Consider the following 25364-nt stretch of genomic DNA (forward strand, 5'->3'; position numbering starts at 1 on the left):
AGGAGGGCGCGTGAAGCCTGGGTTTGAAGCCATCATCGGTCTCGAGGTCCACGTCCAGCTGCGGACCCGGTCCAAGCTCTTCTGTGCCTGCCGCAACGCCTACGGGGCCTCCCCCAACACCCAGACCTGCCCCGTCTGTCTTGGCCTGCCCGGAGCCCTCCCCGTCCTCAACGGCGAGGCCGTGCGCCTGGGGATCCGCCTGGGCCTGGCCCTGGGCGCCCGCATCCATGAGCGCAGCACCTTCTACCGGAAGCAGTACTTCTACCCGGACCTGCCCAAGGGCTATCAGATCACCCAGGGCCCGGTGGCGCTGGTGGAGAGCGGATCCCTGGAGATCGCCGGCGACCCCACCGTGCGCGGGGGGGACGGACCCGTTCGCATCCGCCTCGAGCGGGCCCATCTGGAGGAGGACGCCGGCAAGAGCCTCCATGACCAGCGACCCGACGCGACCCTGGTGGACCTCAACCGGGCCGGAGTGCCATTGCTCGAAGTGGTGGGGATGCCGGACTTGAGGAGTCCCCAGGAGGCTTCGGACTACCTCAAGGCCCTGCACCGCCTGGTGGTTTTCCTGGGCATCGGCGACGGGAATCTGGAGGAGGGCGGCTTCCGCTGCGACGCCAACGTGAGCCTCCGGCCACGGGGTACCCAGGCCCTCGGGACCCGGGTGGAGGTGAAGAACCTCAACTCCTTCCGGTTTGTGAAACAGGCCCTGGCCCACGAGGTGGCGCGGCAGACGGCCCTGCTGGAGGCGGGCGGGGCCGTGGTCCAGGAGACTCGCGGCTGGGACGCGGAGGCCGGCGAGACCCGGGCCCAGCGGACCAAGGAGGCCGCCATGGACTACCGCTACTTCCCCGAGCCGGACCTGCCGGCCCTGGAGGTGACGGAAGCCGAGATCGCCGCGGTGCGGACCTCCCTGCCTGAACTCCCGGAGGCTCGGGCCCAGCGCTGGCGGGCCACCTTCGGCCTCGGCGGGGAGGAGGCCCTCACCCTGCTCCAGGATCCGGCCTTCGCGGACTACTTCGAGGCGCTGGCCGCCGCGTCGGGCCAGGGCAAGGCCGCGGCCAGCTGGATGCTGGGCGAGGTGAGCCGCACCCTCAACGAGCGGGGGGGCGGCATCGCGGCCTTCCCCCTCCCGCCGGAAGCCCTGGCGGAGCTGGTGCGCCTCGTCGGCGATCGCCGGATCAGCTTCGGCACGGCCAAGGAGCAGGTGTACCCGGCCCTGCTGGCGGGGGAGGGCCGGGCCGGCGACATCGTGACCCGCAAGGGGCTCGCCCAGGTCAGCGACCGGGGCGCCATCGAGACGCTGGTGGCCCGGGTGCTGGCGGACCACCCGGGGCCGGTGGCCCAGTTCCACGCGGGGAAGACGAACCTGCGGGGCTTCCTGGTGGGCCAAGTGCTGAAGGCCGGCGGCGGCCGGCTGGATCCCGGCGTGGTGAACGAAGTGTTGGCCGAAGGGCTGGCCAAGGGCGGGTCCGCACCGCATGCTGGGCCATGAGCAACGAGATCCCCCCTTCCCTCTCGGCCTACCTTCCCGGCGTGGGCCATGTGTGCCAGGGCTGCGGGCGGGTGATCGTGGATGCGGTGGAGACGCCGGGCGAGCCCTTCCTCTGCCTGGATTGCCAGGCCCCCGTGCCGCCCTCGGACATGGACGAGCTGACCCGCGCGGCCCTGACGGACCAGGAGCCCAGCGGGCGCCCGACGGGCAAGGCTCCGGTCTGGCGGTTGGTGGCGGTGATCGGCCTGGCGGTGGTGGCCCTCGCCCTCGTGTTCTGGAAGTGGTAGGCCGGAGGAGGCTTCCGCGCCTATGCTGGGAACCAGGAGCCAAGGCGCTCCCGCGCACCTGACGAGGCCCACATGCCCACGCCCTGGGGACCCACGACCACCGCCATCCACGCCGGGAAGCACCACAATCCGACGCGGGCGGTGACCACGCCCATCTTCCAGACCTCCGTGTTCGAGCTGCTGGAGAACCGCGAGGGCGCCGAGTTCGCGGCGGCCGTCGAGCCCCCGGCCTTCTACACCCGCTGGGGCAATCCCAACGCCAGCGAGGTCGAGTCGGTGCTGGCGGCCCTGGAGGGGGCCGAGCGCGCCCTGGTGGCCGCCTCGGGCATGGCGGCCTTCGCCCTGGTCTTCGAGGCCTTCTTGAAAACGGGGGATCACCTCGTGGCACCCGCCGCCATCTACCTGGGGACCGAGCAGCTCATCCGCCGCTGGGAGGCCGAGCGGGGCCTGAGCGTCACGTGGATCCAGAACACGCTGGACGGCGCGGAATGGGAGGCGGCCATCCGCCCGGAGACCCGGATGCTCTGGGTGGAGACGCCCTCCAACCCGACCCTGGCCGTGACGGATCTCGCCGCCGTGGCCGCCCTGGGGAAGAAGTACGGCATCCGCACCGTGGCCGACAACACCTTCCCCAGCCCCTTCCACACCAAGCCCCTGCGGCTCGGCATCGACCTCAGCGTGGCCTCGGCCACCAAGTACCTGGCGGGGCATTCCGATGTGGTGGCGGGCGTCATCGCCGGATCGGACGCGGATGTGGTGGCCTGCTGGCACCTCACCAAGGTCATGGGGCCGACGCTGGATCCCATGGCCGCCTGGCTCCTGCACCGGGGCCTCAAGACCCTGCCCCTGCGGGTGCATCGCGCCTCGGACAACGCCCAGGCCCTGGCCCAGTGGCTGCTGTGGCAGCCCTCCGTGGCCCGAGTGGACTATCCGGGCCTGCCCACCCACGCGGGCCACGAGGTCGCAGCCCGGCAGATGGACAAGGGCTTCGGCGCCATGATCAGCTTCGAGCTGCGGGCGGGCCTCCTGGCGGGCCAGCGCTTCTGCGAGGCCCTGGAGGTCATCACCCGGGGCGTGAGCCTGGGTGGCGTGGAAAGCCTCATCCAGCACCCCGCCAGCATGAGCCACCTGAGGACGCCACCGGACGTGAAGGCCCGACTGGGCATCACGGAAGGCCTCCTGCGCTTCTCCGTGGGGATCGAGGACCAGCCGGATCTCATCGCCGACCTGGAAAAGGGCTTCCAGGCGGCCGCGGAGGCCCGGTGAAGCTGCGCATCAACGGGGAAATCCGCGACACCCCGGCCCTGGCCACGGTGGCGGACCTGGCGACCTGGCTGGACCTGCCGGCCTTCGGCAGCGCCGTGGAGTTGAACGGGGAGGTCATCCGCCGGGCCGACCACCCGGCCACCCCCCTGAAGGAGGGCGACCGGCTGGAGGTGGTGCGGCTGGTGGGCGGCGGCTGACTCAGTTCACGCTGATCGAGTAGGTGTTCATCCCCGTGGCCGTGGTGGCGCCGGCCCGCACGCGGGCCACGTAGGTGCCTGCGGGCAGGTTGCTGAACGTCAAGGTGCGGGTGCTGCCGGGATTGCTGTAGCTCCCCGCCACCCAGCCGCCGGGGCCGATGAGCTCGAGGTAGAAATCCTGGCCGCTGGTGGGCGTCATGGTGATGGTGCGGGCGCCGCCGGAGTGGACGAACCGCCAGGCCTGGCTCTGGTCGCGGTCATAGTAGTAGCCCAGGCTGGGGGCGTAGGTCTGGAGGCTGCCGGAATCCGCGAAGGGGAGGCTCCGGGTCAGCCAGAGGGCCGTGCCGGCGAAGTAGGTGGCGTCCGGGCTCGGCACGGACTCCAGGGCCAGCTCGTTGAGGGCCGATTGCCAGGTGGTGGCGGTGGTGCGGCTGGCCACGCCCTGGAGGTAGGTGGGGTAGCAGCCCAGGGTGGCCTGCTCGTACTCGCCGGTGCCGTTCGGGTAGGCCTGGGTCGAGCGCACGGCGGCCCAGAGGGTGTTCAGGCCCGTGGAGCCGCCCCCCAGCACGTTCTTCCAGAGGCCCCAGAGGCTCACGGCCACGGAGCCCCGGGCGAACTCGCCCTTGGCGGCCGCAGGCACGAAGCCGTGGTCCGTGAGGTCGAAGACGTCCACCTGGGCCACGCCCGCGCCGTCCACATAGCTGTCGAGGATCTGGCTGTTGTTCCGCACGGCGCCAGCCAGGAAGTCCGAGAAGCCGGCGACGAAGGCGGCCGAGGATTCGCTCTGCACCCCCCGGTCCACCCAGACATTGTCGTTGTCCCGGCGCAGGAGGGAGAGGCTGCTGCTGCCATCGGGTTTGAAGCTGTAGTCCGCGAAGAGGAGGCGGGCGAAGGTCTCCTGGAGCACCCCATCGTCCCATTCATCCGTTTCCGTGTTGGGGGCGCCGCTCCCCAGGCCGTAGACCTGGTGGCCGAAGAGGGCGCGGCTCTGGCCGGAGACCAGGATGGTGGACCCGGAGCCCGTCAGGACGGCGGGATAGGTGCGCTGCTGGTCGGCGCTGCTGGCGCTGGTGGTCCAGAAGGTGTGGAGGTCCGGCAGCCGCAGGGTGGTGGAGCCGTCCATGTCCCGCACGGCAGCTCCGAAGGTCACGGCCTGGTCGGCGATGTTGAACGCCCCGGCGATGCGATTGCTGGTCCGGGCTGTGACCGCCAGGGTGCCGTCCCGGTCCGCCAGGAAGGTGCTGCTGGTGACGGACCACTCGGGGAGGGCGTCGAAGGCCGCGTTGGTGAGGGAGGTGGCCGGCAGGGGCGCGTTCCTCACGCTGCCCCGCATGAAGAAGCTGGCGGGATCGGCGCTGGGCACCTGGTAGTCCGCGAAGACCTGCACGTAGACCTGGAGGCCCTTGGGCACCGTGGTGCGGCCGGTGCCGTCGCTCCCCAGGTAGCCGGAGGCCAGGAGGCTGCCGGAGGAGGCGTCCCGCACTTCGGCCCAGCAGTAGCGGGCGGGGTGCAGGGTCGTGGCGCCGGGGCCCGCGGAGGTGAGGGACAGCTTCTCGAACTGGGCCTGGAGGGTGATCACCGCGTCGGGGTTGACGTTGGAACCAGACCCGCCGCCGCACGCGGCGAAGGGCAGGAGAAGCAGGAGGCCGAGGAGGAATCGCCAGGATCGGGGAGGCATGGGAACTCCTGAGGTGGGGGGAACGAGCGGGCTTTTCAAAGGTCGTGCCAGGAAACGGCAGAGGCCAGTCTAACGCCAGACCTCCCAGCGTCCCCCCGGCCAGCGGCCGGCGGCACGGAGGGCCCAGGCCGGCGGAAGGGCCAGCGGGAGCGGGGTTCCGCAGGCTGGTCGATCGCTCTGGAAGCGGTGGAACTCGTCCACCAGGTCCTGTTCGAGGAAGGCCTGGGCCAGCGTGCCGCCGCCCTCCACCAGCACCCGGCCCACCCCCCGGGCGGCGAGCTCGTGCAACAGGTGGCGCAAACTGCATCCCCGGGGGCCCGGAGGCAGGTGCAGGTCCTCCACGCCCCGCAGGGGCTCGGGGTCTCCGGTGACGGCCCGCAACGCGGGCTGCCCGGCCACCGGCAGCCAGACGCGGGCCCCGGCGGGCACCTGGCCGGCGTTGTCCATGACCACCCGGTGGAAGATGCGGTGGGGCGCCGTGGGCGCCGGCCAGCGGTCCGTGAGCTGGGGATCGTCCACCTCCGCCGTGTGGCGCCCCACGACGATGGCCTCCGCGGCCCGCCGCAGGGCGTGGCCCAGGCGCTGGACCTCCGGCGGGGTGATGGGGGTGGTCCGTCCGGCGGGGCCCAGGGCGCCGTCGGACCCCAGGGCCAGCTTGAGGCTCACCCAGGGCAGGCCCGTGCGGATGAGCCTGAAGAAGGGGGCGTGGAACCGGGCGCACGCCTCGCCCAGCACGCCCTCCTCAACGGCCACGCCCTGGGCCCGCAGGATGGCCAGGCCACCGCCGTCCACCCGGGGGTTGGGATCTCGCACGCCCACCACCACCCGGGCCACGCCGGCCTGGAGGAGGGCCAGGGTGCAGGGGCCCGTGCGGCCCTGGTGACAGCAGGGCTCCAGGGTCACATAGGCCGTGGCGCCGCGCACATCCTCGTCCCGGGCCTCGGCGTCCCGCAGGGCCATGATCTCACCGTGGGGGTCCCCGGCCCGGGTGTGGACGCCGGCGCCAAGCACCCGATCCCCCTTCACCAGCACGCAGCCCACGGGGGGGTTGGGGCTCGACAGGCCCACGCCCTTCAGGCCCTCCGCAAGGGCCAGGGCCATGAAGCGGGCATCTCCCGACAGGGCCTCCGGATCCGGCCAGGGGCCGCCCGTGGCCAGGGCCCAGGCCAGCCCCGGGGTCAGATCCGGGGTCAGGCCCTGGGTCAGGTTTGGGGTCAGGTCCGGCTCAGGCATCCAGCAGCCCGTCGACAAAGGCTTCGGCATCGAAGGAGATGAGGTCGTCCACGCCCTCGCCCACGCCCACGAAGGCGATGGGGAGCTTCAGGCGGTCCAGGATGGGCACCACCACGCCGCCCTTGGCGCTGCCGTCCAGCTTGGTGAGCACCAGGTCCGTGACGCCGGCGGTGCGGGCGAAGACCTCGGCCTGCTGCAGGCCGTTCTGGCCCGTGGTGGCATCCAGCACCAGCAGCACCCGGTGGGGCGCCTCGGGGATCACCTTCTGGAGGCTGCGGCGGATCTTGTCCAGCTCCTTCATGAGGTGGTCCTTGGTGTGGAGCCGCCCGGCCGTGTCGATGAGCACCCAGGGTGTGCCCTTGGCGCGCGCGCTGGTGGCGCCGTCGAAGGCGATGGCCGCCGGATCGCCGCCCATCTGGTTGCGGATCACCGGCACCCCGGCCCGCTCGCCCCAGCGCTCCAGCTGGTCGATGGCCGCCGCCCGGAAGGTGTCCCCGGCCACCACCAGGACCTCCTCGCCCCGGGCCTTCAGGTGGGCCGCCAGCTTGCCCAGGGTGGTGGTCTTGCCCACGCCGTTCACGCCCACCAGCAGCACCACCTGGGTGCCCGAGGCCAGGAAGGGCTTCGCGGGGCGCTGCCGGAGCAGCTTCAGCAGCTCGTCCTTCAGCACGACCTTGGGGTCGATCTCGGACCCGCCCCGCAGTTCGAACCGGAGACGGGCCATGAGCTGGTCCACGGCCCGCACCCCCAGGTCGGCCTGGAGCAGCAGGTCCTCCAGCTCCTCCAGCTGGTCCTCGTCCAGGCGCCGCAAACCCAGGAGGCGACCCATGGGCGCCAGCACCAGATCCTGGGTGCGCTTCAGCCCTTGCTTGAACTTGTCGAACAGACCGCCCAGAAGCCCCACGCCCACCTCGCGGATCCAGTCTACCGAAGGGCCCCGGTTTCCGGCCCCCTTTAACGGCGTTCCACGTGGAACAAGCGGACTAGAATCCCGGATTTGCCGGCAGCCACTGGGGCGTGTAGATCGGCGCCAGGGGGGCGGCCGGGAAGGGATTCCGCTCCGCCGGCGGGCGGAAATCCACCATTCCCCCCGTGCTGGAAGCCCAGCCGGCCAGGGCGAACAGGAGCAGGATGTCCGCCAGTGGGTTCACCAGGGGTTCGGGGGTCCGGTAGCGGAGGTTCCGGGGATCCATGGTGACCCGCGCACTCCGGATCGGAAGGGAAAGGGGTGGAGACCAGGGGCGGCCGAGATCCTGGATTGGGCAGGTCAATACCCGTGGCCGGGGCAGCGGCCGCGGGAGGGCGGCCGGGCTGAAGGCCAGGGGTGGGAGCTGAAGGGCGAGGGCGAAGGTTTCGAGGAGCATGGGGCCTCTTCCGGAAGGATGGCTCCGGAGCCGACCGGCTCAAGGGTTCAAGGCTGTTCCGGGTAGGCGGCGGCCATCTTTTCCGCCTGCCGGAGGTTCTCCTTCAGGACGGGATCGTTCGGGCGGAGGGCCAGGGCTGCCTTGAAGTCGTCCCGGCTCGCGGCGTACTGCTTCAGGTTGAAGCGAGCGATGCCCCGGTTGAACAGGGCCTCCATCTGCTTGGGGTCTACGGCGAGGGCCTGGTCGAAGGCGGCCTTCGCATCGCCCCAGGCCTTCTGCTGCATCGCGGCGCGTCCCAGGTTGTTCCAGGCGTAGGCGGCCTTGGGATTGCCCTTCACCGCCTGCTGGAGCGCCTCCTGGGCCTCGCGGAAGCGCCCCAGGTGGGCGAGGGCCTCGCCCTTCGAGCCCAGGGCCTCGGCGTCCCCGGGCTTCCGGGCCAGAATGGCCCCGGAGTAGGCCAGGAGGGCCTTCCAGTCGCCAGCCAGCCGCGCCTCCGCGCAGGCGTTGGCATAGCCCTCGGCCTGGCCCAGCCGGCCGTTCTCAGCATGGGCGGCCATGGCCTCCTTGTGGCGCCCCAGCTGGCTGAGGGCCTGGGCCCGGTAGAGCCGGTAGGTGCCCAGGCGGGGCTTCCCCTTCCCTTCGATCTGCGGGGTGAGGGCCTTGCAGACGTCCGCCAGGCGCGCCCAGCGCCCGCTGCGGTTCAGGGCCTGGAGCCAGTATTCGTAGTACTGCCGCCGGACCTTGGGCGAGGCCTTCTCGAACCAGTCCGCCAGACCCGGCCAGTCGTCGGCCTGGATGAAGGCCTCCATGGCGGGCGGAAGCCCCTGGGTTCCCACCTCGAGGACCTGGGCCTGGACAGCCGGGGGCTTGGGCGGGGGGACCGCGGCGAACAGCAGCAACATGGGAACCTCAGCGGGAGGGGCGGGCCTTGGCGGCGGCCTTGGATTTTGATACCACGGCTTCCGGTCTTTTCCAACCCACCAGGGCCTGCTCGAAGACCTCCTCCACGTGCATCACGGGGTGGAAGTGCAGCTGGTTCCGCAGCTCGGGATCGATCTCCTCGAGATCCTTCTGGTTCGCGTGCGGGATGAGGATGTCCTTGATGCCCAGCCGGAGGGCCGCCAGGGCCTTCTCCTTGAGGCCGCCGATGGCCAGGGCCTCGCCGCGCAGGTCGATCTCGCCAGTCATGGCGAGGGTGTTCTTCACGGGGATGTCCTTGAGCACGGACAGCAGCACGGTGGCGATGGCCAGGCCCGCGCTGGGGCCGTCCTTGGGGATGGCGCCCTCGGGGAAGTGGATGTGGAGGTCCTGCTTCTGGAACACCTCGGGATCGATCTGGAAGGCCCCACCCCGGCTCCGGATGTAGCTGAGGGCGGCCTGGGCGCTCTCCTTCATCACGTCGCCCAGCTGACCCGTGAGGATGAGGCCCCCCTTCCCCGGCATCTTCAGGGCCTCGACGAACAGCACGTCGCCGCCCACGGAGGTCCAGGCCAGGCCGGTCACGACGCCCACCCGCGGCGCCTTCAGCCGCTCGTCCTGGAGGAGCTTCACAGGGCCCAGCAGCTCGTGGATGGCGTCGTCCGTGAGCACGAGCTTCTTCTTCAGCGCGTTCTCGGCCACCCGGCGCGCCACCTTGCGGCATACGGCCCCGATCTCGCGCTCCAGCTGGCGCAGGCCCGCCTCGCGCGTGTAGCCCGTGATGATGGCCTTCAGGGCCTTCTTCGAGATGGACAGCTGCTGGCGCGTGATGCCGTGCTTCTCCAGCTGCTTGGGGATCAGGTGCCGCTCGGCGATGCCCAGCTTCTCCTCCAGCGTGTAGCTGTTGAGGTAGATGATCTCCATGCGGTCCTTGAAGGCCGGATGGATGGGCTCCAGCTCGTTGGCGTTGGCCAGGAAGAGCACCTGGCTGAGGTCGAGCGGCACGTTCAGGTAGTGGTCGCGGAAGGTGTGGTTCTGCTCGGGGTCCAGCACCTCCAGCAGGGCCGCGCTGGGGTCGCCGCGCATGTCGCGGCCGATCTTGTCGACCTCGTCGAGCATGATCACGGGGTTCATGCTCTTCACCTGGTGGAGGGCCTGGACGATGCGGCCGGGCATGGCGCCCACGTAGGTGCGGCGGTGGCCCCGGATCTCGCTCTCGTCATGCACGCCGCCCAGGGAGATGCGCGAGTACTTGCGGCCCAGGGCCCGGGCGATGGACTTGCCCAAGGACGTCTTGCCCACGCCCGGGGGGCCCACGAAGCAGAGGATGGTGCCGCGGAGATCGGGCTTGAGCTTGCGCACGGCCAGGAACTCCAGGATGCGGTCCTTGATCTTGGCCAGGCCGAAGTGGTCCTCGTCCAGCACCGTCTGGGCCTGCGCGAGGTCCAGGTTGTCCTCGGTGAAGGTGCCCCAGGGCAGCTCCGTCATCCACTCCAGGTAGGTCCGCGTCACGGCGGTCTCGCTGGAGTCCGGATGCATGCGCTCCAGCTTCTTGAGGTTGCGCTCGATCTCCGTGAGCGGGTCCTCGGGCACGGTCATCTTGGCCAGCTTGTCGCGGAAGGCCTGGATCTCCTCGGCCAGCTCCGAGCCCTCGCCCAGCTCCTGCTGGATGGCCTTGAGCTGCTGGCGGAGGTAGTACTCCCGCTGGCTCTTGTCCATCTCGCCACGGGCCTCCATGGTGATCTTCTGCTGGACCTCCAGCAGCTGGATCTCCCGCTGGAGCAGCTCGTTCACGCGCTTGAGGCGAAGGCCCGGGTGGGCGATCTCGAGCACCTCCTGGGTCTGCTGGAGCTTGAGGTCCAGGTTGGAGGCCACCAGGTCCGCCAGGCGGCCCGGGTTGTCCAGGTTGCCCGCGATGACCAGCACCTCCTGGGGCAGGGTCTTGCCCAGGGCCACGGCCTTCTCCAGCGTCTGCTTCACGCTGCGCAGGAGGGCGTCCTGCTCCAGGTCCGGCACCTTCAGCTCGGGCTCGGCCAGGGGCTCCACCCGGGCCTTGAAGAGGGCCTCGGTCTCGGTGAAGTACTCCACGCGGACCCGCTGCAGGCCCTGCACCAGGGCGCGGATGCGCCCGTCCGGCAGCTTGAGCACCCGCATGATGAGGGCCGCCGTGCCCACCTGGTACAGGTCCTCGGGCTTGGGGTTGTCCATCTCCACCTGCTTCTGGGAGAGCAGGAGGATCATGCGGTTCTCCACCAGGGCCGTGTCCACGGCGCGGATGGACTTCTCGCGGCTGACGCTGAGAGGCAGGATCACGTAGGGATAGACCACCACGTCCCGCAGGGGCAGCACCGGCAGCTCTTCCGGCAGCTTGGGCTGTTCGTCGGGAGGGGGGGGCAGGAGAACGTCGTCGGCCACGGAAAAACCTCGGCCTTCAGGATACCCCTACTTTTTCCGGACCTTCGGGGGCGGAGGCGCGGCTTCGCCGGGGAAGAGGGCCTGGGGCACGGGCTTGGGGCCCTGCGTGGAGGCCGGCGTGGAGGCCGGCGCGGGGGCTGGTGTGGCCGCGGGCGTTGAAGCCGGGGAGGCTGGCATGGCGGGGCCACCCCCGTTCCGCCCGGTGGCCGCCTCCTTGTGCATGAGCCCCTCCAGGGCCTTCACGAAGTCCGGCAGGTCCTTGAAGTCGCGGTACACGCTGGCGAAGCGCACGTAGGCCACCTGGTCCAGGCCCTTCAGCTCGTCCATGATCAGCTCGCCCAGTTCCCGGCTGCGGATCTCCCGGTCGGGCCGTTCCATGAGCCGGGCGTGGAGGTCGCCCACCAGCTGCTCGATGCGGGCCAGGGACACGGGCCGCTTCTGGCAGGCCAGCAGCAGGCCCTTCATGAGCTTCTGCCGGTCGAAGGGCTCGCGCCGGCCGTCCTTCTTGAGGATCACCAGGGGCACCTCCTCCACCCGCTCGTAGCTGGTGAAGCGGCGAGCGCAGGACAGGCACTCCCGGCGCCGCCGGATGGAATCCCCCTCGCGGGACTCCCGGGAGTCCACCACCTTGTCCTCGAGGTGCCCGCAGAAGGGACAGCGCACGGATGCTCCGGATCAGCGTCTAGACTTCGACCACCCGCGGTTCCATCACCACCTCGCAGGTCACGGAATTGGCCACGAAGCAGTACTTGTGCGCCTTCTCAAAGAGCTCCACCACCTTGGCCATGCTGGTGCCCCGGGGCACGCGGAGGGTCGGGCGCAGGTGCACCTGGGTGATGCGCGTGACCTTGTCGATGGTGTCCAGCACGGCTTCGGCGTGGTCCTCGTAGCCCACCACCTCGACCTTGGCCTTGGCGCAGAGGGCCAGGAAGGTGAGCATGTGGCAGGTGGCGAGGGCCGAGCCCAGGAGATCCTCAGGGTTCCAGCGGCCGGCGTCGCCCGCGTACTCCGGGGCGCTGCTCACGGCCAGGGGATGCTTGCCGGCGGTGGTGACCGTGGCGTTGCGGGAGTAGGTGGCGTCGTGAGTGCTGCCGGTCCAGGAGAGGGTGAGGGGATAGCGGTGGGCCATGGGGTTCTCCTCGGAAAGCCTGCGCCCAGGATGCCACACACCCCTTCTGCTAACCTGGAACGACGTTCCGGAGTCCCCATGCGCCTGTTGATCCCCGCGACCCTGGCCGCGCTGTCGCTGCCCGCCCAGGCCCAGTTCTGGAGCGAGATCGCCAACCCCAAGGTGGAGGTCACCCTCGTCCATCCGCCGGGCCTGGGCCTCAAGGTGGAGCGCCTGGCCTTCGCCCCTTCCCGCGACCTCAACTCCCGGGAGCTGGCGGACGCCCTCACGGCGGACCTGGTGCAGAGCCGCCAGGTGGAGGTGGTGGACCGGGCCCACCTCGATGCGGTGCTGAAGGAGCAGGAACTGGGCGCCAGCGGCTACGTAGAGCCCGCCACCATCGCCAAGCTCGGCAAGCTCCTCGGCCCCAGCGTGCTGGTCATCGTGAACGTGAACCGCTCGGACCTCAGTCGCACCCAGTCCGCCAAGGAGGAGCGCAGCACCGACTACAAGACGAAGAAGGAGCTCGTCCGGCTCAAGCGCACCGCCACCACCAGCCTGGATTTCAGCGCCACCGTGCAGGTGGTCGATCTGAGTACCGGCCGCGTCTTCGGCGCCCAGCGCCTGGAGGATGCGCCCAGCCTCAGCAACACCTCGTACGAGGGCTACCCCGCCTATCCCCGCGATTCCGATGTGCGCCGCCTGGCCTTCGAGGCCGCCAAGGTGAAGGTGCTGCGCCTGCTCCTGGCCTGGAGCGAGGTGCGCAAGCTCACCTTCTTCGATGATGATGTCTTCGGCATGGGCCGGGCCCACGAGCGTCTCAAGGCCCGTGACGTCCGGGGCGCCCTGGACCTGGCCCTCGAGGGTCTCGACCAGTCCCGCCAGGACAAGGGCCAGAAGCCCAAGTACTACCCCCGCGCCGAGTACAACGTGGGGATCATCCGCTTCATCCTGGGCCAGTATGACGATGCCCTGCCCCACCTGCGCGCGGCCCTGGATATGCAGCCCGACGCCAGCATCTTTCAGACCGCGCTGAAGGAATGCCAGGAGGCCATCGCGCTCCAGGAGGCCCTGCGCCGATCCGAACGCCAGGCCGAAACGCGGAGTGAAGAGGCTGCGGGCCCGGACCGCCCGTCCCCGCGGAACGAGCCGCAGCCTGGGTCGCAGCCGGGTCCCGAGGGTCTTGCCAAAGCGAGCCCCGAAGCCCGCCTCCAGAAACTCCAGGATCTCTATCGGAAGGGCCTGCTGGACAAGAAGGACTACGAGGCCAAGAAGGCCGAGATCCTGAAGGAGCTGTAACGGGGGATAATCGGGGTTCTGTCCTTCGGAGCCCCATGCCCACGCCCGCCCGCCTTCACGTCGCCCACGCCCTCCACGAAGTCTTCGGGGAGAAGGGCCGGGTGCCGGACATCTGGGACCGCGACCTGGGCGAGGACGCGCACCTGGCCCAGGCCCTCCTCGGCCTCTGCCTTCGCCGCTGGGGCCGTCTCCAGGCCTGGGTGAAGCCCCAGCTGAAGGATCCCGCCCGGGGGGTGCCCCTGGGCACCCAGGTGGCCCTGGCCATGGGCCTCGCGCAGCTGGCCTGGCTGCCCGGCGTCAGCGACCACGCGGCGGTGAACGAATCCGTGGCGCTGGCGGGAGACCGCGACCTGGGCTTCCATCCCCACAAGGGCCTGGTGAACGCCCTGCTGCGCCGGGCCGCGAAGGACCGCGCCGCCCTGGCCGCGGCGCTGGACGCCCTCCCCTCCGCCCTGGACCGGCCTCCCGCCGCGGAGCGCGCCCTGAAGGCCGCCCTGGCGCCGCACGGGGCCCTGGACCAGGTCGAGGCCCTGTGGTCCCGCCTCCAGCAGCCCCCCCGCCCCGCCTTCCGCCTCGTTCGGGGCGAGGTTCCCGAAGGCCTGGCGCCGGACCCCGAATGGCCGGGCTGCCTGCGGCTGGAAGAGGGAGCCCCCTTCCCGCGGCCCTGGCTGGAATCCGGGGCGGGCATGGTGCAGGACCGCAGCTCCCAGGCCCTGCTGGCCTATGGCTGGGATCGCCCCGTGACGCGGATCCTGGACGCCTGCGCCGCTCCCGGCGGCAAGACCACCACCCTGGCCCGGCGCCACCCCGGGGCGGCACTCACGGCCCTGGAGGTGCACCCCCGGCGCGCGGCCCGGCTGCGGCAGACCCTCCAGCAGCGGGGCGTGGCGGCCCAGGTGATCCAGGCCGACGCGGCGGAGTGGCTGGAGGCCAGCGACGCCACCTTCGACCTCATCCTGCTGGATGCCCCCTGCTCGGGCAGCGGCACCCTCCAGAAGCATCCCGAATGGCCCTGGCTGGCCCATGACGACCTGCCCCGCCTCACCGGGATCCAGCGCCGCCTCCTGGCCGCCGCCGCCGGGCGCCTGACCCCGGGCGGGCTGCTGATCCATGCAGTCTGCTCCTGGCTGCCCGAGGAAGGGATCGCCCACCGGGACTGGCTGGCGGAGGCCCGCCCCGACCTTCGCCCTGCGAAGGTCTGGCCGGCGGCCCTGGGCGTGGCCGATGGGACGGGCCGCGAGGTCACGGACCTGTTCCGCCCCCACCCCCTCCGCTGGGAGGGCGAGGGATTCCAGGCCTTCGCCGTCCAGCGTTCCAGCTAGGCAGGTGGCTCCGCGCCCGGAGACCGGCTACCGGCGGGGCTTCGCGAGCAGCGACCGCAGCACCCAACCGAGGTACGCGAACACATTCCTCCGGCGACGGTCCCGCCGTCTCGGGTCCGGGGGAAGGACCGGGAGGTCCTCCTGGCGCCGCTCGGAGCGCCGACGCTCCTCTTTCTGGACCAAGTGGATCGCCAAGGCGAAAAAGAGGACCACGGCGATGGCGGTGTAGGCGAAGACCTTCATGGGTTCCCCCGGGGGAGATCGGGTGGCGAGGGCAGGCCGGGCCGAATGGGGTCAGGACAGGGCCCGACGGGGAGGCGGCGCCCCCGGCGCAGGGTCCAGAGCCCGAGCGCCAGGACGGCGGAAGGGAGCCAGACCCACAGGATCTCGGAAAGAAAGACCGCCAGGCCCCGCGAGGAGAGGAGCCTCGCGGCGCTGAGGGGCGACACCCGGATCACCTGGAGCGGCCCGAAGAACCGCCGATCGGTGAATGGCCAGAACAGGGCGATGCCACGGCCGCCGGTGGTGAGGGCATCCAGGAGGCCGTGCGAGGCCATGGAGAGGAAGAGGAACCCGAAGGCGGCCGGGAACGGGGACCGGGCTTGGCGGAGGGCCCAGGCGCCCCCCAGGGCCATCACCGCCGCCAAGCCCAGGGAGTGGCTGAATCCCCGGTGGCCGAGGGCCGCCGAGTAGGGGATCCCCAGGCGGAAGGCGATCACGTCCAGGTCCGGGAGCACCGAGGCGACGATTCCGGTGACCAGCAGGGGGCGGGGGATGGCCTTCGGGCCGAAACCCACGCCCAAGGCCAGGGGAACCGCCGGGTGGGAGAGGATGGTCGGCATCGGAAGGGCCTAGCGGCACAAGACACCCGGCCCCGGAGGGGACCAGGGGGAACAGAGTGCCGGGCCGGATCTCACCTGATGGAGTACCAGGGGGAAGACCCGGCGCCATCCGGATTGCCCTGGTCGGGGTACAGCTTGCCCTTCTCGATCCTGAACCAGGGCGCGGGTCCGGCCCCATCCGGGTGGCCAACATCGGGGTACACCTTGTCGCCGCGAACGGAGAACCAGGGCCTCGTTCCCGCCCCCTCGGGATGGCCGACATCGGGGTAGAGCTTCCCGTCCCGCAAGGAGAAATAGGGCGAGGGGTTCACCCCGTAGGGATGCCCCTGATCAGGGAACAGCCTTTCCATGTCGAGCCTCCAGATGCTGTGGCCTTACGATGGGAGGTAATCGGACCGTCCGCAACCACTTGGTGGATGGACCCGAGTATCGGGGCCCGGAAGGCCGTGCGGGCGGGCGCCCAGGTGGGCGCAAGCGTCGGCCCGGCCAGGTTCGAGGTCAGGCCCGAGGTCAGGCCCGAGGTCAAGGTTGCCGGACGATATCGACCGAGATCTCCACCGCCTGGATCGTTCCCCGGTTCTCCAGCCAGTGGGTCGTGTTCCGATCCTCCGGCCAGCCCACGCCCGGCCCATAGTCCGTGGCGACGCCATTCCGATGGTCGGTGATCGTGCCCTGCAGGATGTAGACGGTGCCGGGTCGGTCCTTGTGGTCGTGAACCGGGCCGAAGACCCCCCCGGGCTCGATGGTCACCATGCGCATTCGAAGCTGGCGCCCCGCCATGCCCTCGATTTCCGGGCCGAGGTCGACCGAGGCAAGGTGTTTCACTGTGACGCCCTTCGTTTCCGGCGCAGCCTGCTCGTGGTCCATCGTGTCCTCCGTTCTGCCATGTCGGGATCTGACGAATGACGGTAACCGGACCCGCTGGCACCGGGGCGACGGGCGTAAGGTTGGGCCGGCCATCGATTTTTGAGGTATCCACGCCAGGCCAGCGCGTGGCTAGAGCCATTTTCGGTAGACGATGAAGCCGGACCTCTCGGCCAGGCTGTCATAGAGCTTCATCGCCGCCGTGTTGGTTTCCTGGGTCTGCCAATACACGCGCTTGATGCCTGCGCCCCGGGCAAACTCGCACACAGCCTGGATGAGCGCACGGCCCACGCCCTGGCCCCGTGAGGCCTCGACGGTAAACAGGTCCTGAAGGTAGCAGTTCGGAACCATCTGAATGGTGCTTCGGTGAAGAAGGAAGTGCGCCAGGCCAAGCAGCTCGCCAGACCTTTCTGCGACAAGCGCATGCATGGGTTCATAGGGGTCGAAGAACCGCGACCAGGTCATCCGGGTGATGTCTGGGGACAAGGCCGTTCGTCCCGCCCGACCATAAAAGGCGTTGTACCCATCCCAGAGGGCCGACCAGGCATCGAAATCGCGCTCCTCCACGGCTCTAATCCGAATGGGGTTGGTCAAGGCGGACTCCCGAAAAATCAGGAACGCGGCATGCATTCCTGTCATTCATGCAGCGGCCGGATGCGTGACGCCAACCGGACCGGGCCCGTGCCGAAGTGACGATCGCCGTCGAGGGAGCTAGGCCAGGCGCTCCGGAATCGGCTTGAGCTTGTAGATCTCGTGGAAGAAGAGATCCGCCCTGTGCTGGTCTTCGCAGAAGTTGGTGACTTCCTTGATCTTCCCGCTCTCAAACCGGAAGACGAGGCACCACATCAGGTCGAGACCCGACCCCGCCGTGCTCCATCCACGGTGGTGATCCACGACGAAATCGCCCTGTTCCACCACGACGATGGGCTGAGCCTGGAATCCGGCCTTGGCAAGCTGGTCAAAGAAGGCGAGAACCTCGGTGATCCCGCGCTTGTCACCCGCGAGAGGATGGTGGCCCGGAATGCGCCAGATGATGTCTTCGGACAGGGCATCCTTCACGGCCGAGACATCCTTGCTTGCGTAGGCCGCGAAGAAATCCTGGATTTTGGACAGGTTCGACATGTGGGCTCCATGAGGAAAAGGGGGCGCGGGCTAACGCCTGATTGATCCGCCCGCGAACCGGCGCGGCCGAAAGGGCGGGTCAGGCGTCCGTGCGCGCTTGGCGGCGCAGGACGACATGCGTGGCCTTCTCCGACGCGATGAATTCCACGCATTCGTATCCCAGGGCCCGCAGGTCGACGCCTTCGAACAGCGGTTCTCCCCGGCCGAGCAGGACCGGCGCGATCGCAAGGTGCAGTTCATCGATGAGCCCCTCGCGAAGGTACTGCCGGAGGGTGTCCGGCCCCCCGCCGATTCGCACGTCCCTTCCGGCAGCGGCCTCGCGGGCCCGGTCGAGCGCCTCGCGAATGCCCCCTGTGATGAAGTGGAACGTCGTGCCGCCCGCCATCTCGATGGGGGAACGGGCGTGATGGGTCAGGATGAAGACCGGCACGTGGTAGGGCGGATTGTCCCCCCACCACCCCTTCCAGCTGGTGTCCGGCCAGTCCCCGCGAAGGGGCCCGAACATGTTCCTTCCGAGAATCCAGGCCCCGACATTCTGAAAGCCGCGGGCGGCGAAGTCCTCGTCAATCCCGGTCGTGCCGCCGTCCTTGCCGAACAAGGCCCGCTGGAAGGTGCGTGTCGGGAGCAGCCACTGATGCAGCTCCGTCCCCCCGGCGCCGAGTGGATGCTCGAGGTCTTGATCCGGACCTGCTCCGTATCCGTCGAGCGAGATGGTGAAGCCCTCCACGCGAACACGTGTCATCCGGTTGCCTCTGTGTTGACGCCTGACGAATGAAGCCGGGTGGCCCCGCCTGCACCGAGGCGCAGCGTGGAGCCGAGGATGCGGGAAGTTGAGAGAGCGCGCAAGGCAGCGCAGGCGGAGTTCAAGTTGGGGGGAGGGTCAGGCCCGAGCGGAATGTTCGCAATAAAGCGCCTTAACGCTGACGATCTTTCAAAATCGATAAGTAGTCTGCCCACGGGCCTACGGCACCGGCACAAACCTTCGCCATCGTACGGGCAATCTGTCCAAGATGGTCAAGGTCATGGACGGCCCACGTCGCCAATAGCTGCGCCAATGTGACATTCCCGAGTTCAGGGTGCTGACCGATACGATCGAGATCTGCGTTCGTAAGGTTCATTCCATGTAGAACCGAGACGTTATCCCGTCGAAGGGCTTCGAAAGTCGCGAGCAATTCTGAAAGCTGCTTGCCTCGACTTTGATGGAACTGCGCAGTTCTATCGAATGGATCAAATGGCCGTGTCTCCCCGGCCAGGATGTGTCGCACCCGTGGAATCCAGTTGGCTCTTTCGCCATGGATGAGGTGACCGACGACGTCGTATGGAGACCACGTGTGATCGCCCTCGGTCGCTGCCACCCAGGTTTCAGGCAGCCCTTCAAGCAGCTTTGCGAGACTCGTGGGCGTTCGTTCCAGCACCGCCACAAGTTCTTCAAGGGTGGGTTTGGATGGGCTCATGCCAACCATTCTACTGCTGCTGGATATCGAGGAATAAACGCTGGTTTTGAGTCGCCGAGGAAGGCCAAACGACGGAAAAAGAGAGCGGACGGCACGGGCGGTAGGGTCCGGGTGGGGCGTAGGGTTGGGCCAGTCGGGAACGAGAGGGTCACTTTCGCACTTCCCCAGGACCCAGACCGAGCCGTTTGTTTGCTCTGAGAAGGTCGATCGCTTCGGAGATTCGTTTTCCACGTGTATCGTCGCGCTTGGCTGATGAAATCCATCCGACGTACCGACGTTGGTGCGATGGGGGCAAGTTCTGGAAGTTGGTCAATGCAACTGGATCAGCCTGAATAGCAGTAATAAACCAATCAGGCGGGAAAGATTCAGGGTGATTTCCTGAATCAATCTGAGGGGATTTCGCATGGTCGAGTGAGGCAATTCCTGGAGGCGCGAGAAGGCCAGCAGCGTGCAGTTCTTTGGCGAGCGAGAGATTGACCGCAGACCATCTTGAAGCCTTTGTTCGTGGGGAAAAACGTTGTGCATACTTCTCATCGTCAATTCGCTGGCGCACACCATCGATCCAACCGAAGCAAATAGCCTCTGATAGAGCATCTTTATAAGAAAAGGTTGGTCGACCCAACTTGACTTTTGTGAAAATCAGCCAAATTTCCTTTTCTTTGGCGTGATGTTGTTCAAGCCAGTTGCGCCAGGCTTTCCGGTTTTTAGGCTCAAGGGTGGTCGTGAGTAGCATGGTGAGGCCTAACGTATGAAGCCAAGCGGTCGCGCCCGAGCCGGGGCGATGAGCGGAGCCGGGGAAGCAGGGATTTGAGAGAAAACGAAGGGTACTGCAGGCGGGGTCCGGGTTGAGCTGGGGGTTAGGTGTACGTTGGGCCTGTGTGGCTGGAGCCCAGGATGGCAGTGACCTCGGGGCTGTGTAGTCACTTAGAACAAACCCCAACGGCTCACGCGGGATTTGTATGTTTCGTAATCGGCACCGTGGGCAAGCAGGAGGCGTTTTTCCTCAGCAGGAACAATGTAGAAATTCAGAAACAAGAAAAAGAGCGGGAAGTGTAGGAGGAGTGGATCAAGGGCACCGAGAAGAATAGTAAGGCCCAGAAATGGCAGGATATCAAAAAGGTAGAAGGGATTGCGAGCAACGGAAAAAGGGAACTCGGTGATCAGTTCTTTTGCGTGCTCTTTGAACATGGGGTTTGCCTTATGCTTCGAGAAGAACCTGACCATCCATATCTTGCTTAGAAGGAACACCGCGATGCATAAAACAAACAAAGTCCACCGGAGAGGCCCTATGTAGGGCCCCTTTCGCAACACAGGCAGTAACCAGGCTCCAGAGACCCATTGGGCGAGAAGGATCAACAATTGGATGAAAAATGCCTGGGGTGGCTGGATTCTGACCTCTTTTGTCCCCATGACCACTCCTATGAACAAGGACGCCTGCGGACGAAGAAACGCCTTACGAAGGAACCTAGGCGGACCAGCCTGCGCCGAGGCGTTGAGCGGAGCCGGGGAAGCAGGAAGCTGAGAGAGAGCGGAAGGCCATGCTGGGGGTTCCGTGTTGAGCGGAGGGTCAGCCGACGCCTGGAACCTGACTCGATAGGAACTGGCGGGTCAGTATCGCTTCGGTTCGAAGCCGTTTGCGCTACGGATGTACCGGAGTCCCGGGAACCGGGGCTCCACCTGTGACGGGCAGATAGAGGCCACCCCCTAGGGGGGTTGCCAGGACAGGTGCACCCCCAGTAGCCGGGATGATGAGCCGCGGGGAATTGGGGTCGGTCGGTGCGGTGGGCGCTTGGGAACCATGCCCCGGCGTTTCGTTAGGGTTGGGCGCCGCATCTACGGGCACACAACCGAGCGCCATCATCAGCAGCATGGAAGAAAGAATGGTTCCGACAAATCGCACGGAAACCTCCGTGAATTTTGAGGCGCTATGTGAGTGTAGGCATGAATTGAGCCTCGGCTAGCGCGGCCTAGCGAATGCAGCTAAGCGGCCCCGCCTGCGCCGAGGCGAGGAGCGGAGCCGGGAAAGCGGGATGCTGGGTAGGCGCGGAAGGCAAGGCGGGCGGGGTCCGAGTTGAGCGGAGGGTCCGGTGTTGATTGGGATCGCCCCATTGTGATGCGGTCGAGATGCAAAATGGCATGGAACTCGAAATAGGGTTGCCCTTGCCTAGAACCTCTGGATTCATCGAGCGAAGAAAGAGCAAGCATTTATCCTGCGGATTGGGTGCTGGGAGGGGGATTGCTTTTTTGCTAAGGGGAAACACGCGCCTGGAATCGCTTATTTTCGCTTTCAAATAGGCGTTTAATGCTCGCACCATCCGATGGTTCTCTTTTGAGGGTCTCGGGATCCCATTGACTGCGGGTGATTTCAAAGAAGTCGCCACCATAGATATGAATCCCGCCGGTGAAGCGGGGGAGGGGGTTTGTAACTGAGTGAATGACATCCGCAGGTAGCGCGGTGACATCGCCAGCAAACAGTGCCTTGGCCTCAAAGGCTTCAATCCTGTTGTTTGAGTGGTGCCATAAAATATTGTCTTCCCGGCCGGTATAGATCCCGATGTTGGCCCACATAAGGTGATTATGTGGCATTAAGTTCATTTGTGGGGTCCAGGCTGCATTCAAAATCGTCAGAGACTCCGAGCGATACAGGAGGGTGATCCCGGCTTCGGTGGGGTTCCCAAGAGCGGTAAGCAGGTCTGCCGGATGGCTCATGGCACGCGCCAAAACCTCTAAGACAGCTCCTTGGGGGTCGTCGCTGCGGTTCGCCTCAACACAATCCTCGATGAATCGGTCCATCTCCATTTGATTACCCTCCCGAGTTAGGCCACATCTATGGGCAGTCCAGACGGAACTTCGAGGGACCGAATTTAATAAGGTCACGGCAGCAACGGCCAATGCCCTCCACCAAGATTCACTGAACTGTAGGACATCGGGCCGCCTCCTTCTAATTCACGCCGATGATAAACAGTACCGCCCACAAACCTAGTGTCTAAGTGACGGAAAATCAATGGCAGGCAGGAGTTAAAATTGGGCAGATGGCCTGGCGTTGGTTTAAATTTGAGGAAGGAATTAGGCTTACACCTGACGAATGAAGCTAACCGGACCCGCCTGCACCGAGGCGATGAGCGGAGTCGAGGAAGCGGGATGTTGAGAGAGAGCGGAAGGCAATGCAGGCGGGGTCCGAGTTGAGCCGAGGGTTAGGCTGCGAAATGGTATCGAGGTGAATATCTGGACCAAGTGGTTTTAGGTGCGGGACTTCTCTTATGGCTTTGGTTGCTTGGCGTCGAGAAAGTCATTCACCATCGGGACGATGACGGACATGCGCTGCATCAGCGTCACGTGCGTCGTGGCGGGCAAGATGGCCAATCGCGAGGCTGGGAGCGGCTTAATGTCGCCGTGGATCCCGCCGCCTTTCAGGCGAAACATTTCCGCGACGTGCTCGAGCCGTACACCATCCGAGTCGCCGTGGACGAAGAACATCGGCGCTGTGGTGGCCTTCAGTTGATTGTCGCCAATGTCGCGCCCTTTCGAATCCATGGTGAGGACCCGCTTGACGAACTTCGGGAAATCGTCCGGATTCGGGTTCAGCCTTTTGTACTCGACTTCAATGGGCGAGCCTTTAAAGGCGTCCGCGGTGAGTGTCGCGAGGGCGTCCTGCCCTTCCTTGACCACGCCGTCCCGGTGGAGCATCGACGAAATGACGACAACCTTTCGCACTTTGTCCGGATGACGGATCGCGCATTGCATGGCCACGCCGCCACCCATGCTGTACCCGAGGAGGTCCGCGCGTGAGATTTTCAGGTAATCGAGCAGCGCCGCCACATCGTCGGCGAGGTTCTCGGAGGTGATGTCGCGTGGGATGTCCGCCGTGCGCCCATGGCCTTGCATCTCGACGGCGACCACTTTCCGCGTTTTGGAGAGCTCGTCGATCCACCCGGTCCAGTTGTTGGTGATCGTCATGAACGCGCCGTGGAGCAGGACCACCGGATCGCCGCTCCCGTGGATCTCGTAGTACATCTTGAGACCGTTCACTGGGGCGTAACCCGTCACGGGTTGATGCTGCGCGACTAAGGCAGCCGGCAGAAGCATCGTCAGGAGAAAAGCTGTCGTCTTCATGTCGGACCTTTCCTTTGGGTGAGGTTGAACACGCCGCGCAGCCTAACGGATGAAGCTAACCGGCCCCGCCTGCACCGAGGCGCTGAGCGGAGTCGAGGAAGCGAGAAGATGAGAGAGAGCGGGAGGCAATGCAGGCGGGGTCCGAGTTGAGCGCAAGGTTAGGATCATGGGGCGGACACCGGAGGAGATGCATCTTTTAGATCTGATTCATCGATGAGGCGCTTTATGCGTTCAAGCGAAGCAGGTTTTTCCGAAGGGTTTGCCTTTGCATAATTCATCAACTCCAGTCCGATATTTTTTATTAACCAAGCTTCACCAGTGGCAGGCTCGTAGCTCATACCATAATATTTTTGTTGGTATCCAAAATAATAAACGGACCCATCCATTACGGAGTGTGTGATTTCTTGTTCCGGGTATTTAGTATGTTTGAGAATGGTTTTCCAGATTTTATTAATAATTGTGTAATAATCCGGAGATAGTGTGTTCTTAGAGTGTTGTATAACAAATTGCTGTCGAAGTGATTGTTTAGAGCTTGGTAGGGTGGCTTCGGTATAGTGAACTGTAAATTGTGGGCCGTCCTTAGTTGAAATACCGGGTATAAATTCCCATGTTACATATGTTGCAGATAGCTTTTTACCGGAAAGAACTAACATCCAGAAATCTGCGTTCTTGCCAATAAGGGATTCAATTTGATTGAATTCACAAAACGTAGAAATTGGCACCGGTTCTGGGAAATTCCATGCTGATTGACCAATCAATGGCGTTATGGATTGAACCGCCGCAAGCAAGGCAATCGATCGATGGATTTCCATGTGAGCGATCCTAACGAATGAAGCTAACCGGGCCCCGCCTGCACCGAGGCACTGAGCGGAGCCGAGGAAGCGGAACGAAGAGAAAGAGCGGAAGGCAATGCAGGCGGGGTCCGAGTTGAGCGGAGGGTTAGGCAGGTTCGGTGTTTGTTTGTACGGCTACTTTTTAGCACTTGGCCGAATGTTGACTTGATTACTCGCCATGAGAGCGATGTATGGCCAGGTGGTTTGATTGATCGCATCGATGGAAGATACGGGAGCGAACGCAGACACATGGAGAACGGCCTGGCCTGCTCTTGACGCTGCTCGGACCTGAATGAGCCGTACAAATGTTTGCCCTGGTTCGATGGCAATGATGATGGAAGATTGTATGTCTCGCTTCTCGGGATCCGTTTTCAGGCTCCTGGCAGCGATGATGCCTCCAGGAATTCCGGGAGGGATGTATGGAATGTCTGGATATTGAAATTCTGCGTATATCTGGACTTGCTCTTGGTCAATGAAGACCGGACGGTCACCCTTGTTGAGAACCTTTACAAGAGCAAGCGAACCCTTGCCAATAACCAAGTCGTTGTTGATTAGCTGAACCGTTGTGGACAGTTTTGGTTTGGTTTGGGCGGATAGAGAGCCAGAAGCGAAAAGTGCAATAAGGCAGAGGTAAGGCAATCGCATGATGACCTACCTAACGAATGAAGCTAACCGGACCCGCCTGCACCGAGGCGACGAGCGGAGTCGAGGAAGCGGGAAGTTGAGAGAGAACGGAAGGCAATGCAGGCGGGGTCCGAGTTGAGCTGAGGGTTAGGCCGCCGAACGAGGAATTCCGAATCGGTCGCAGATTTGGTTAAGAAGTACTGGATCAGTATCGATTTCACCTTCAAACCAATTGGTCCAAGTGAAAACGACTTTATTCTCATTAAGCCAAAGATGAACTTCGCCATAGTCGATCCAAGCATCCATCCCCTGGTACTCAAAGGATTTCTTCGCACCTTCCTTTAAGAGGGTCTTTATGACCTTGTTGAACAATTCGGTGTTGATGTTTTCAGCTTTCACGAGCGGCCTAACGAAAGAAGCTAACCGGACCCGCCTGCACCGAGGCGCTGAACGAAGCCGAGGAAGCGGGAAGCTGAGAGAGAGCGGAAGGCAATGCAGGCGGGGTCCGAGTTGAGCGGAGGGTTAGGCCGCGCGAACAGTCAGCCTTGCGCGGGAACGGAATCGGTTGGGGAAGACCACTCTGCGTCGAAGCCAGCTTTGATTTGATGGAGCGCTTTCTCGAAATCATACCCATCGTTGGCGTACGCCCGTGCGGCGTGACGAGCCAAATCGACCAGGAGAATCCCCATGCGCCAGGATCATTCCAGGTTGTGTTCAATGTGAACTGCTGCCCGCCAGTCGGCAGGATCGAGATGGTGAGGATGTCATGGGCCGGAGTGGTCAAAGTCACCTCAATGGAAGCGGCCTAACGTAGGAAGCTAACCGGGCCCCGCCTGCACCGAGGCTATGAGCGGAGCCGAGGAAGCGGAACGAAGAGAAAGAGCGGAGGGCAATGCAGGCGGGGTCCGAGTTGAGCTAAGGGTTAGGCCG

29 protein-coding genes are annotated in these 25364 nt (G+C 65.7%); 6 read left to right on the plus strand and 23 right to left on the minus strand.

Annotated elements, in window-relative coordinates:
- Positions 1-10: 10 nt before the first annotated feature.
- The 4 genes from gatB (at position 11) to thiS (ending at position 3245) form a co-directional block, all read left to right on the plus strand.
- Complete coding sequence (gene gatB / locus MLJ35_RS09100) at positions 11-1495, plus strand: Asp-tRNA(Asn)/Glu-tRNA(Gln) amidotransferase subunit GatB (RefSeq protein ID WP_243384071.1); 1485 nt, start codon at positions 11-13, stop codon at positions 1493-1495.
- The gene (locus MLJ35_RS09105) at positions 1492-1782 is read left to right on the plus strand and encodes a hypothetical protein (protein ID WP_243384072.1); all 291 of its coding nucleotides are present in this window, start codon (positions 1492-1494) and stop codon (positions 1780-1782) included. Before gatB ends, MLJ35_RS09105 begins: the two co-directional genes overlap by 4 nt.
- 72 nt (positions 1783-1854) lie before the next feature.
- A complete protein-coding gene (locus tag MLJ35_RS09110) occupies positions 1855-3048 on the plus strand; it encodes a trans-sulfuration enzyme family protein (RefSeq protein WP_243384073.1) in 1194 nt (397 codons plus the stop codon).
- Positions 3045-3245, plus strand: coding sequence for a sulfur carrier protein ThiS (gene thiS / locus MLJ35_RS09115; protein WP_243384074.1), 201 nt, complete (start codon positions 3045-3047; stop codon positions 3243-3245). The genes MLJ35_RS09110 and thiS overlap by 4 nt, the downstream gene beginning before the upstream one ends.
- Before the next feature lies 1 nt (position 3246).
- On the opposite strand, the gene MLJ35_RS09120 is transcribed toward thiS, so the two are convergent.
- The 8 genes from MLJ35_RS09120 to MLJ35_RS09155 all read right to left on the minus strand — a co-directional run bounded on the left by MLJ35_RS09120 (position 3247) and on the right by MLJ35_RS09155 (position 11982).
- A complete protein-coding gene (locus MLJ35_RS09120) occupies positions 3247-4923 on the minus strand; it encodes a hypothetical protein (RefSeq protein WP_243384075.1) in 1677 nt (558 codons plus the stop codon).
- A 69-nt stretch (positions 4924-4992) separates the two neighbouring features.
- Positions 4993-6156 (minus strand): bifunctional diaminohydroxyphosphoribosylaminopyrimidine deaminase/5-amino-6-(5-phosphoribosylamino)uracil reductase RibD, encoded by a 1164-nt coding sequence (gene ribD, locus MLJ35_RS09125; protein ID WP_243384076.1) that lies wholly within the window; start codon positions 6154-6156, stop codon positions 4993-4995.
- Positions 6149-7060 (minus strand): signal recognition particle-docking protein FtsY, encoded by a 912-nt coding sequence (gene ftsY, locus MLJ35_RS09130; RefSeq protein WP_243384077.1) that lies wholly within the window; start codon positions 7058-7060, stop codon positions 6149-6151. The genes ribD and ftsY overlap by 8 nt, the downstream gene beginning before the upstream one ends.
- Positions 7061-7139: 79 nt before the next feature.
- Positions 7140-7349, minus strand: a complete 210-nt coding sequence (locus MLJ35_RS09135) for a hypothetical protein (protein WP_243384078.1) — start codon at positions 7347-7349, stop codon at positions 7140-7142.
- Positions 7350-7567: 218 nt separating this feature from the next.
- Positions 7568-8422 (minus strand): tetratricopeptide repeat protein, encoded by an 855-nt coding sequence (locus MLJ35_RS09140; protein WP_243384079.1) that lies wholly within the window; start codon positions 8420-8422, stop codon positions 7568-7570.
- Positions 8423-8429: 7 nt separating this feature from the next.
- The gene (gene lon / locus MLJ35_RS09145) at positions 8430-10853 is read right to left on the minus strand and encodes an endopeptidase La (protein ID WP_243322329.1); all 2424 of its coding nucleotides are present in this window, start codon (positions 10851-10853) and stop codon (positions 8430-8432) included.
- Between the two features lie 27 nt (positions 10854-10880).
- Positions 10881-11516, minus strand: coding sequence for a transcriptional regulator NrdR (gene nrdR / locus MLJ35_RS09150; RefSeq protein ID WP_243384080.1), 636 nt, complete (start codon positions 11514-11516; stop codon positions 10881-10883).
- Positions 11517-11535: 19 nt separating this feature from the next.
- Positions 11536-11982, minus strand: coding sequence for an OsmC family protein (locus MLJ35_RS09155; protein WP_243384081.1), 447 nt, complete (start codon positions 11980-11982; stop codon positions 11536-11538).
- A 78-nt stretch (positions 11983-12060) separates the two neighbouring features.
- On the opposite strand from MLJ35_RS09155, the gene MLJ35_RS09160 reads away from it, so the two are divergent.
- Entirely contained in the window at positions 12061-13260 is a 1200-nt protein-coding gene (locus tag MLJ35_RS09160; RefSeq protein ID WP_243384082.1) for a CsgG/HfaB family protein, read from the plus strand.
- A 35-nt stretch (positions 13261-13295) separates the two neighbouring features.
- Complete coding sequence (locus MLJ35_RS09165) at positions 13296-14582, plus strand: transcription antitermination factor NusB (RefSeq protein WP_243384083.1); 1287 nt, start codon at positions 13296-13298, stop codon at positions 14580-14582.
- A 27-nt stretch (positions 14583-14609) separates the two neighbouring features.
- Here MLJ35_RS09165 and MLJ35_RS09170 read toward each other — a convergent pair whose 3' ends face one another.
- The 15 genes from MLJ35_RS09170 to MLJ35_RS16230 all read right to left on the minus strand — a co-directional run bounded on the left by MLJ35_RS09170 (position 14610) and on the right by MLJ35_RS16230 (position 25123).
- Positions 14610-14825, minus strand: coding sequence for a hypothetical protein (locus MLJ35_RS09170; protein WP_243384084.1), 216 nt, complete (start codon positions 14823-14825; stop codon positions 14610-14612).
- The gene (locus tag MLJ35_RS09175) at positions 14822-15424 is read right to left on the minus strand and encodes a metal-dependent hydrolase (RefSeq protein ID WP_243384085.1); all 603 of its coding nucleotides are present in this window, start codon (positions 15422-15424) and stop codon (positions 14822-14824) included. Before MLJ35_RS09175 ends, MLJ35_RS09170 begins: the two co-directional genes overlap by 4 nt.
- Positions 15425-15495: 71 nt before the next feature.
- Positions 15496-15774 carry a hypothetical protein gene (locus MLJ35_RS09180; protein WP_243322316.1) on the minus strand — a complete coding sequence of 93 codons (279 nt, stop codon included), beginning with the start codon at positions 15772-15774 and terminating at the stop codon, positions 15496-15498.
- Positions 15775-15946: 172 nt separating this feature from the next.
- Positions 15947-16291 (minus strand): cupin domain-containing protein, encoded by a 345-nt coding sequence (locus tag MLJ35_RS09185; RefSeq protein ID WP_243322313.1) that lies wholly within the window; start codon positions 16289-16291, stop codon positions 15947-15949.
- Positions 16292-16420: 129 nt separating this feature from the next.
- The gene (locus MLJ35_RS09190; RefSeq protein ID WP_243384086.1) at positions 16421-16882 is read right to left on the minus strand and encodes a GNAT family N-acetyltransferase; all 462 of its coding nucleotides are present in this window, start codon (positions 16880-16882) and stop codon (positions 16421-16423) included.
- Between the two features lie 117 nt (positions 16883-16999).
- Positions 17000-17410 carry a nuclear transport factor 2 family protein gene (locus MLJ35_RS09195; RefSeq protein ID WP_243384087.1) on the minus strand — a complete coding sequence of 137 codons (411 nt, stop codon included), beginning with the start codon at positions 17408-17410 and terminating at the stop codon, positions 17000-17002.
- Between the two features lie 79 nt (positions 17411-17489).
- Entirely contained in the window at positions 17490-18152 is a 663-nt protein-coding gene (locus MLJ35_RS09200) for a dihydrofolate reductase family protein (RefSeq protein ID WP_275976460.1), read from the minus strand.
- Between the two features lie 172 nt (positions 18153-18324).
- Positions 18325-18864: a DinB family protein gene (locus tag MLJ35_RS09205; protein ID WP_243384089.1), complete on the minus strand. Its 540-nt coding sequence runs from the start codon at positions 18862-18864 to the stop codon at positions 18325-18327.
- Between the two features lie 148 nt (positions 18865-19012).
- On the minus strand, positions 19013-19597 hold the full coding sequence (locus tag MLJ35_RS09210; protein ID WP_243384090.1) for a YdeI/OmpD-associated family protein: 585 nt from the start codon (positions 19595-19597) through the stop codon (positions 19013-19015).
- A gap of 191 nt (positions 19598-19788) precedes the next feature.
- Complete coding sequence (locus MLJ35_RS09215; protein WP_243384091.1) at positions 19789-20274, minus strand: methyltransferase family protein; 486 nt, start codon at positions 20272-20274, stop codon at positions 19789-19791.
- A gap of 837 nt (positions 20275-21111) precedes the next feature.
- Positions 21112-21657 carry a hypothetical protein gene (locus MLJ35_RS09220; RefSeq protein ID WP_243384092.1) on the minus strand — a complete coding sequence of 182 codons (546 nt, stop codon included), beginning with the start codon at positions 21655-21657 and terminating at the stop codon, positions 21112-21114.
- 465 nt (positions 21658-22122) lie between these two features.
- The gene (locus MLJ35_RS09225) at positions 22123-22977 is read right to left on the minus strand and encodes an alpha/beta fold hydrolase (RefSeq protein ID WP_243384093.1); all 855 of its coding nucleotides are present in this window, start codon (positions 22975-22977) and stop codon (positions 22123-22125) included.
- 164 nt (positions 22978-23141) lie between these two features.
- Positions 23142-23789 carry a hypothetical protein gene (locus tag MLJ35_RS09230; RefSeq protein WP_243384094.1) on the minus strand — a complete coding sequence of 216 codons (648 nt, stop codon included), beginning with the start codon at positions 23787-23789 and terminating at the stop codon, positions 23142-23144.
- 156 nt (positions 23790-23945) lie between these two features.
- Positions 23946-24455: a hypothetical protein gene (locus MLJ35_RS09235; RefSeq protein WP_243323590.1), complete on the minus strand. Its 510-nt coding sequence runs from the start codon at positions 24453-24455 to the stop codon at positions 23946-23948.
- 518 nt (positions 24456-24973) lie between these two features.
- Complete coding sequence (locus tag MLJ35_RS16230; protein WP_420843031.1) at positions 24974-25123, minus strand: DUF5076 domain-containing protein; 150 nt, start codon at positions 25121-25123, stop codon at positions 24974-24976.
- Between the last annotated feature and the right edge of the window lie 241 nt (positions 25124-25364).

The sequence above is a fragment of the Geothrix alkalitolerans genome (assembly GCF_022808885.1).
Lineage (GTDB): Bacteria > Acidobacteriota > Holophagae > Holophagales > Holophagaceae > Geothrix > Geothrix alkalitolerans.

Coding starts and splice junctions, on each gene's coding strand:
- MLJ35_RS09105 (WP_243384072.1), top strand. CDS start 1,492: ATGAGCAACGAGATCCCCCCTTCCCTCTCGGCCTACCTTCCCGGCGTG.
- MLJ35_RS09110 (WP_243384073.1), top strand. CDS start 1,855: ATGCCCACGCCCTGGGGACCCACGACCACCGCCATCCACGCCGGGAAG.
- MLJ35_RS09120 (WP_243384075.1), bottom strand. CDS start 4,923: ATGCCTCCCCGATCCTGGCGATTCCTCCTCGGCCTCCTGCTTCTCCTG.
- ribD (WP_243384076.1), bottom strand. CDS start 6,156: ATGCCTGAGCCGGACCTGACCCCAAACCTGACCCAGGGCCTGACCCCG.
- MLJ35_RS09135 (WP_243384078.1), bottom strand. CDS start 7,349: ATGGATCCCCGGAACCTCCGCTACCGGACCCCCGAACCCCTGGTGAAC.
- MLJ35_RS09140 (WP_243384079.1), bottom strand. CDS start 8,422: ATGTTGCTGCTGTTCGCCGCGGTCCCCCCGCCCAAGCCCCCGGCTGTC.
- MLJ35_RS09155 (WP_243384081.1), bottom strand. CDS start 11,982: ATGGCCCACCGCTATCCCCTCACCCTCTCCTGGACCGGCAGCACTCAC.
- MLJ35_RS09160 (WP_243384082.1), top strand. CDS start 12,061: ATGCGCCTGTTGATCCCCGCGACCCTGGCCGCGCTGTCGCTGCCCGCC.
- MLJ35_RS09165 (WP_243384083.1), top strand. CDS start 13,296: ATGCCCACGCCCGCCCGCCTTCACGTCGCCCACGCCCTCCACGAAGTC.
- MLJ35_RS09170 (WP_243384084.1), bottom strand. CDS start 14,825: ATGAAGGTCTTCGCCTACACCGCCATCGCCGTGGTCCTCTTTTTCGCC.
- MLJ35_RS09175 (WP_243384085.1), bottom strand. CDS start 15,424: ATGCCGACCATCCTCTCCCACCCGGCGGTTCCCCTGGCCTTGGGCGTG.
- MLJ35_RS09180 (WP_243322316.1), bottom strand. CDS start 15,774: ATGGAAAGGCTGTTCCCTGATCAGGGGCATCCCTACGGGGTGAACCCC.
- MLJ35_RS09185 (WP_243322313.1), bottom strand. CDS start 16,291: ATGGACCACGAGCAGGCTGCGCCGGAAACGAAGGGCGTCACAGTGAAA.
- MLJ35_RS09195 (WP_243384087.1), bottom strand. CDS start 17,410: ATGTCGAACCTGTCCAAAATCCAGGATTTCTTCGCGGCCTACGCAAGC.
- MLJ35_RS09200 (WP_275976460.1), bottom strand. CDS start 18,152: ATGACACGTGTTCGCGTGGAGGGCTTCACCATCTCGCTCGACGGATAC.
- MLJ35_RS09205 (WP_243384089.1), bottom strand. CDS start 18,864: ATGAGCCCATCCAAACCCACCCTTGAAGAACTTGTGGCGGTGCTGGAA.
- MLJ35_RS09210 (WP_243384090.1), bottom strand. CDS start 19,597: ATGCTACTCACGACCACCCTTGAGCCTAAAAACCGGAAAGCCTGGCGC.
- MLJ35_RS09215 (WP_243384091.1), bottom strand. CDS start 20,274: ATGGGGACAAAAGAGGTCAGAATCCAGCCACCCCAGGCATTTTTCATC.
- MLJ35_RS09220 (WP_243384092.1), bottom strand. CDS start 21,657: ATGGACCGATTCATCGAGGATTGTGTTGAGGCGAACCGCAGCGACGAC.
- MLJ35_RS09225 (WP_243384093.1), bottom strand. CDS start 22,977: ATGAAGACGACAGCTTTTCTCCTGACGATGCTTCTGCCGGCTGCCTTA.
- MLJ35_RS09230 (WP_243384094.1), bottom strand. CDS start 23,789: ATGGAAATCCATCGATCGATTGCCTTGCTTGCGGCGGTTCAATCCATA.
- MLJ35_RS09235 (WP_243323590.1), bottom strand. CDS start 24,455: ATGCGATTGCCTTACCTCTGCCTTATTGCACTTTTCGCTTCTGGCTCT.
- MLJ35_RS16230 (WP_420843031.1), bottom strand. CDS start 25,123: ATGGGGATTCTCCTGGTCGATTTGGCTCGTCACGCCGCACGGGCGTAC.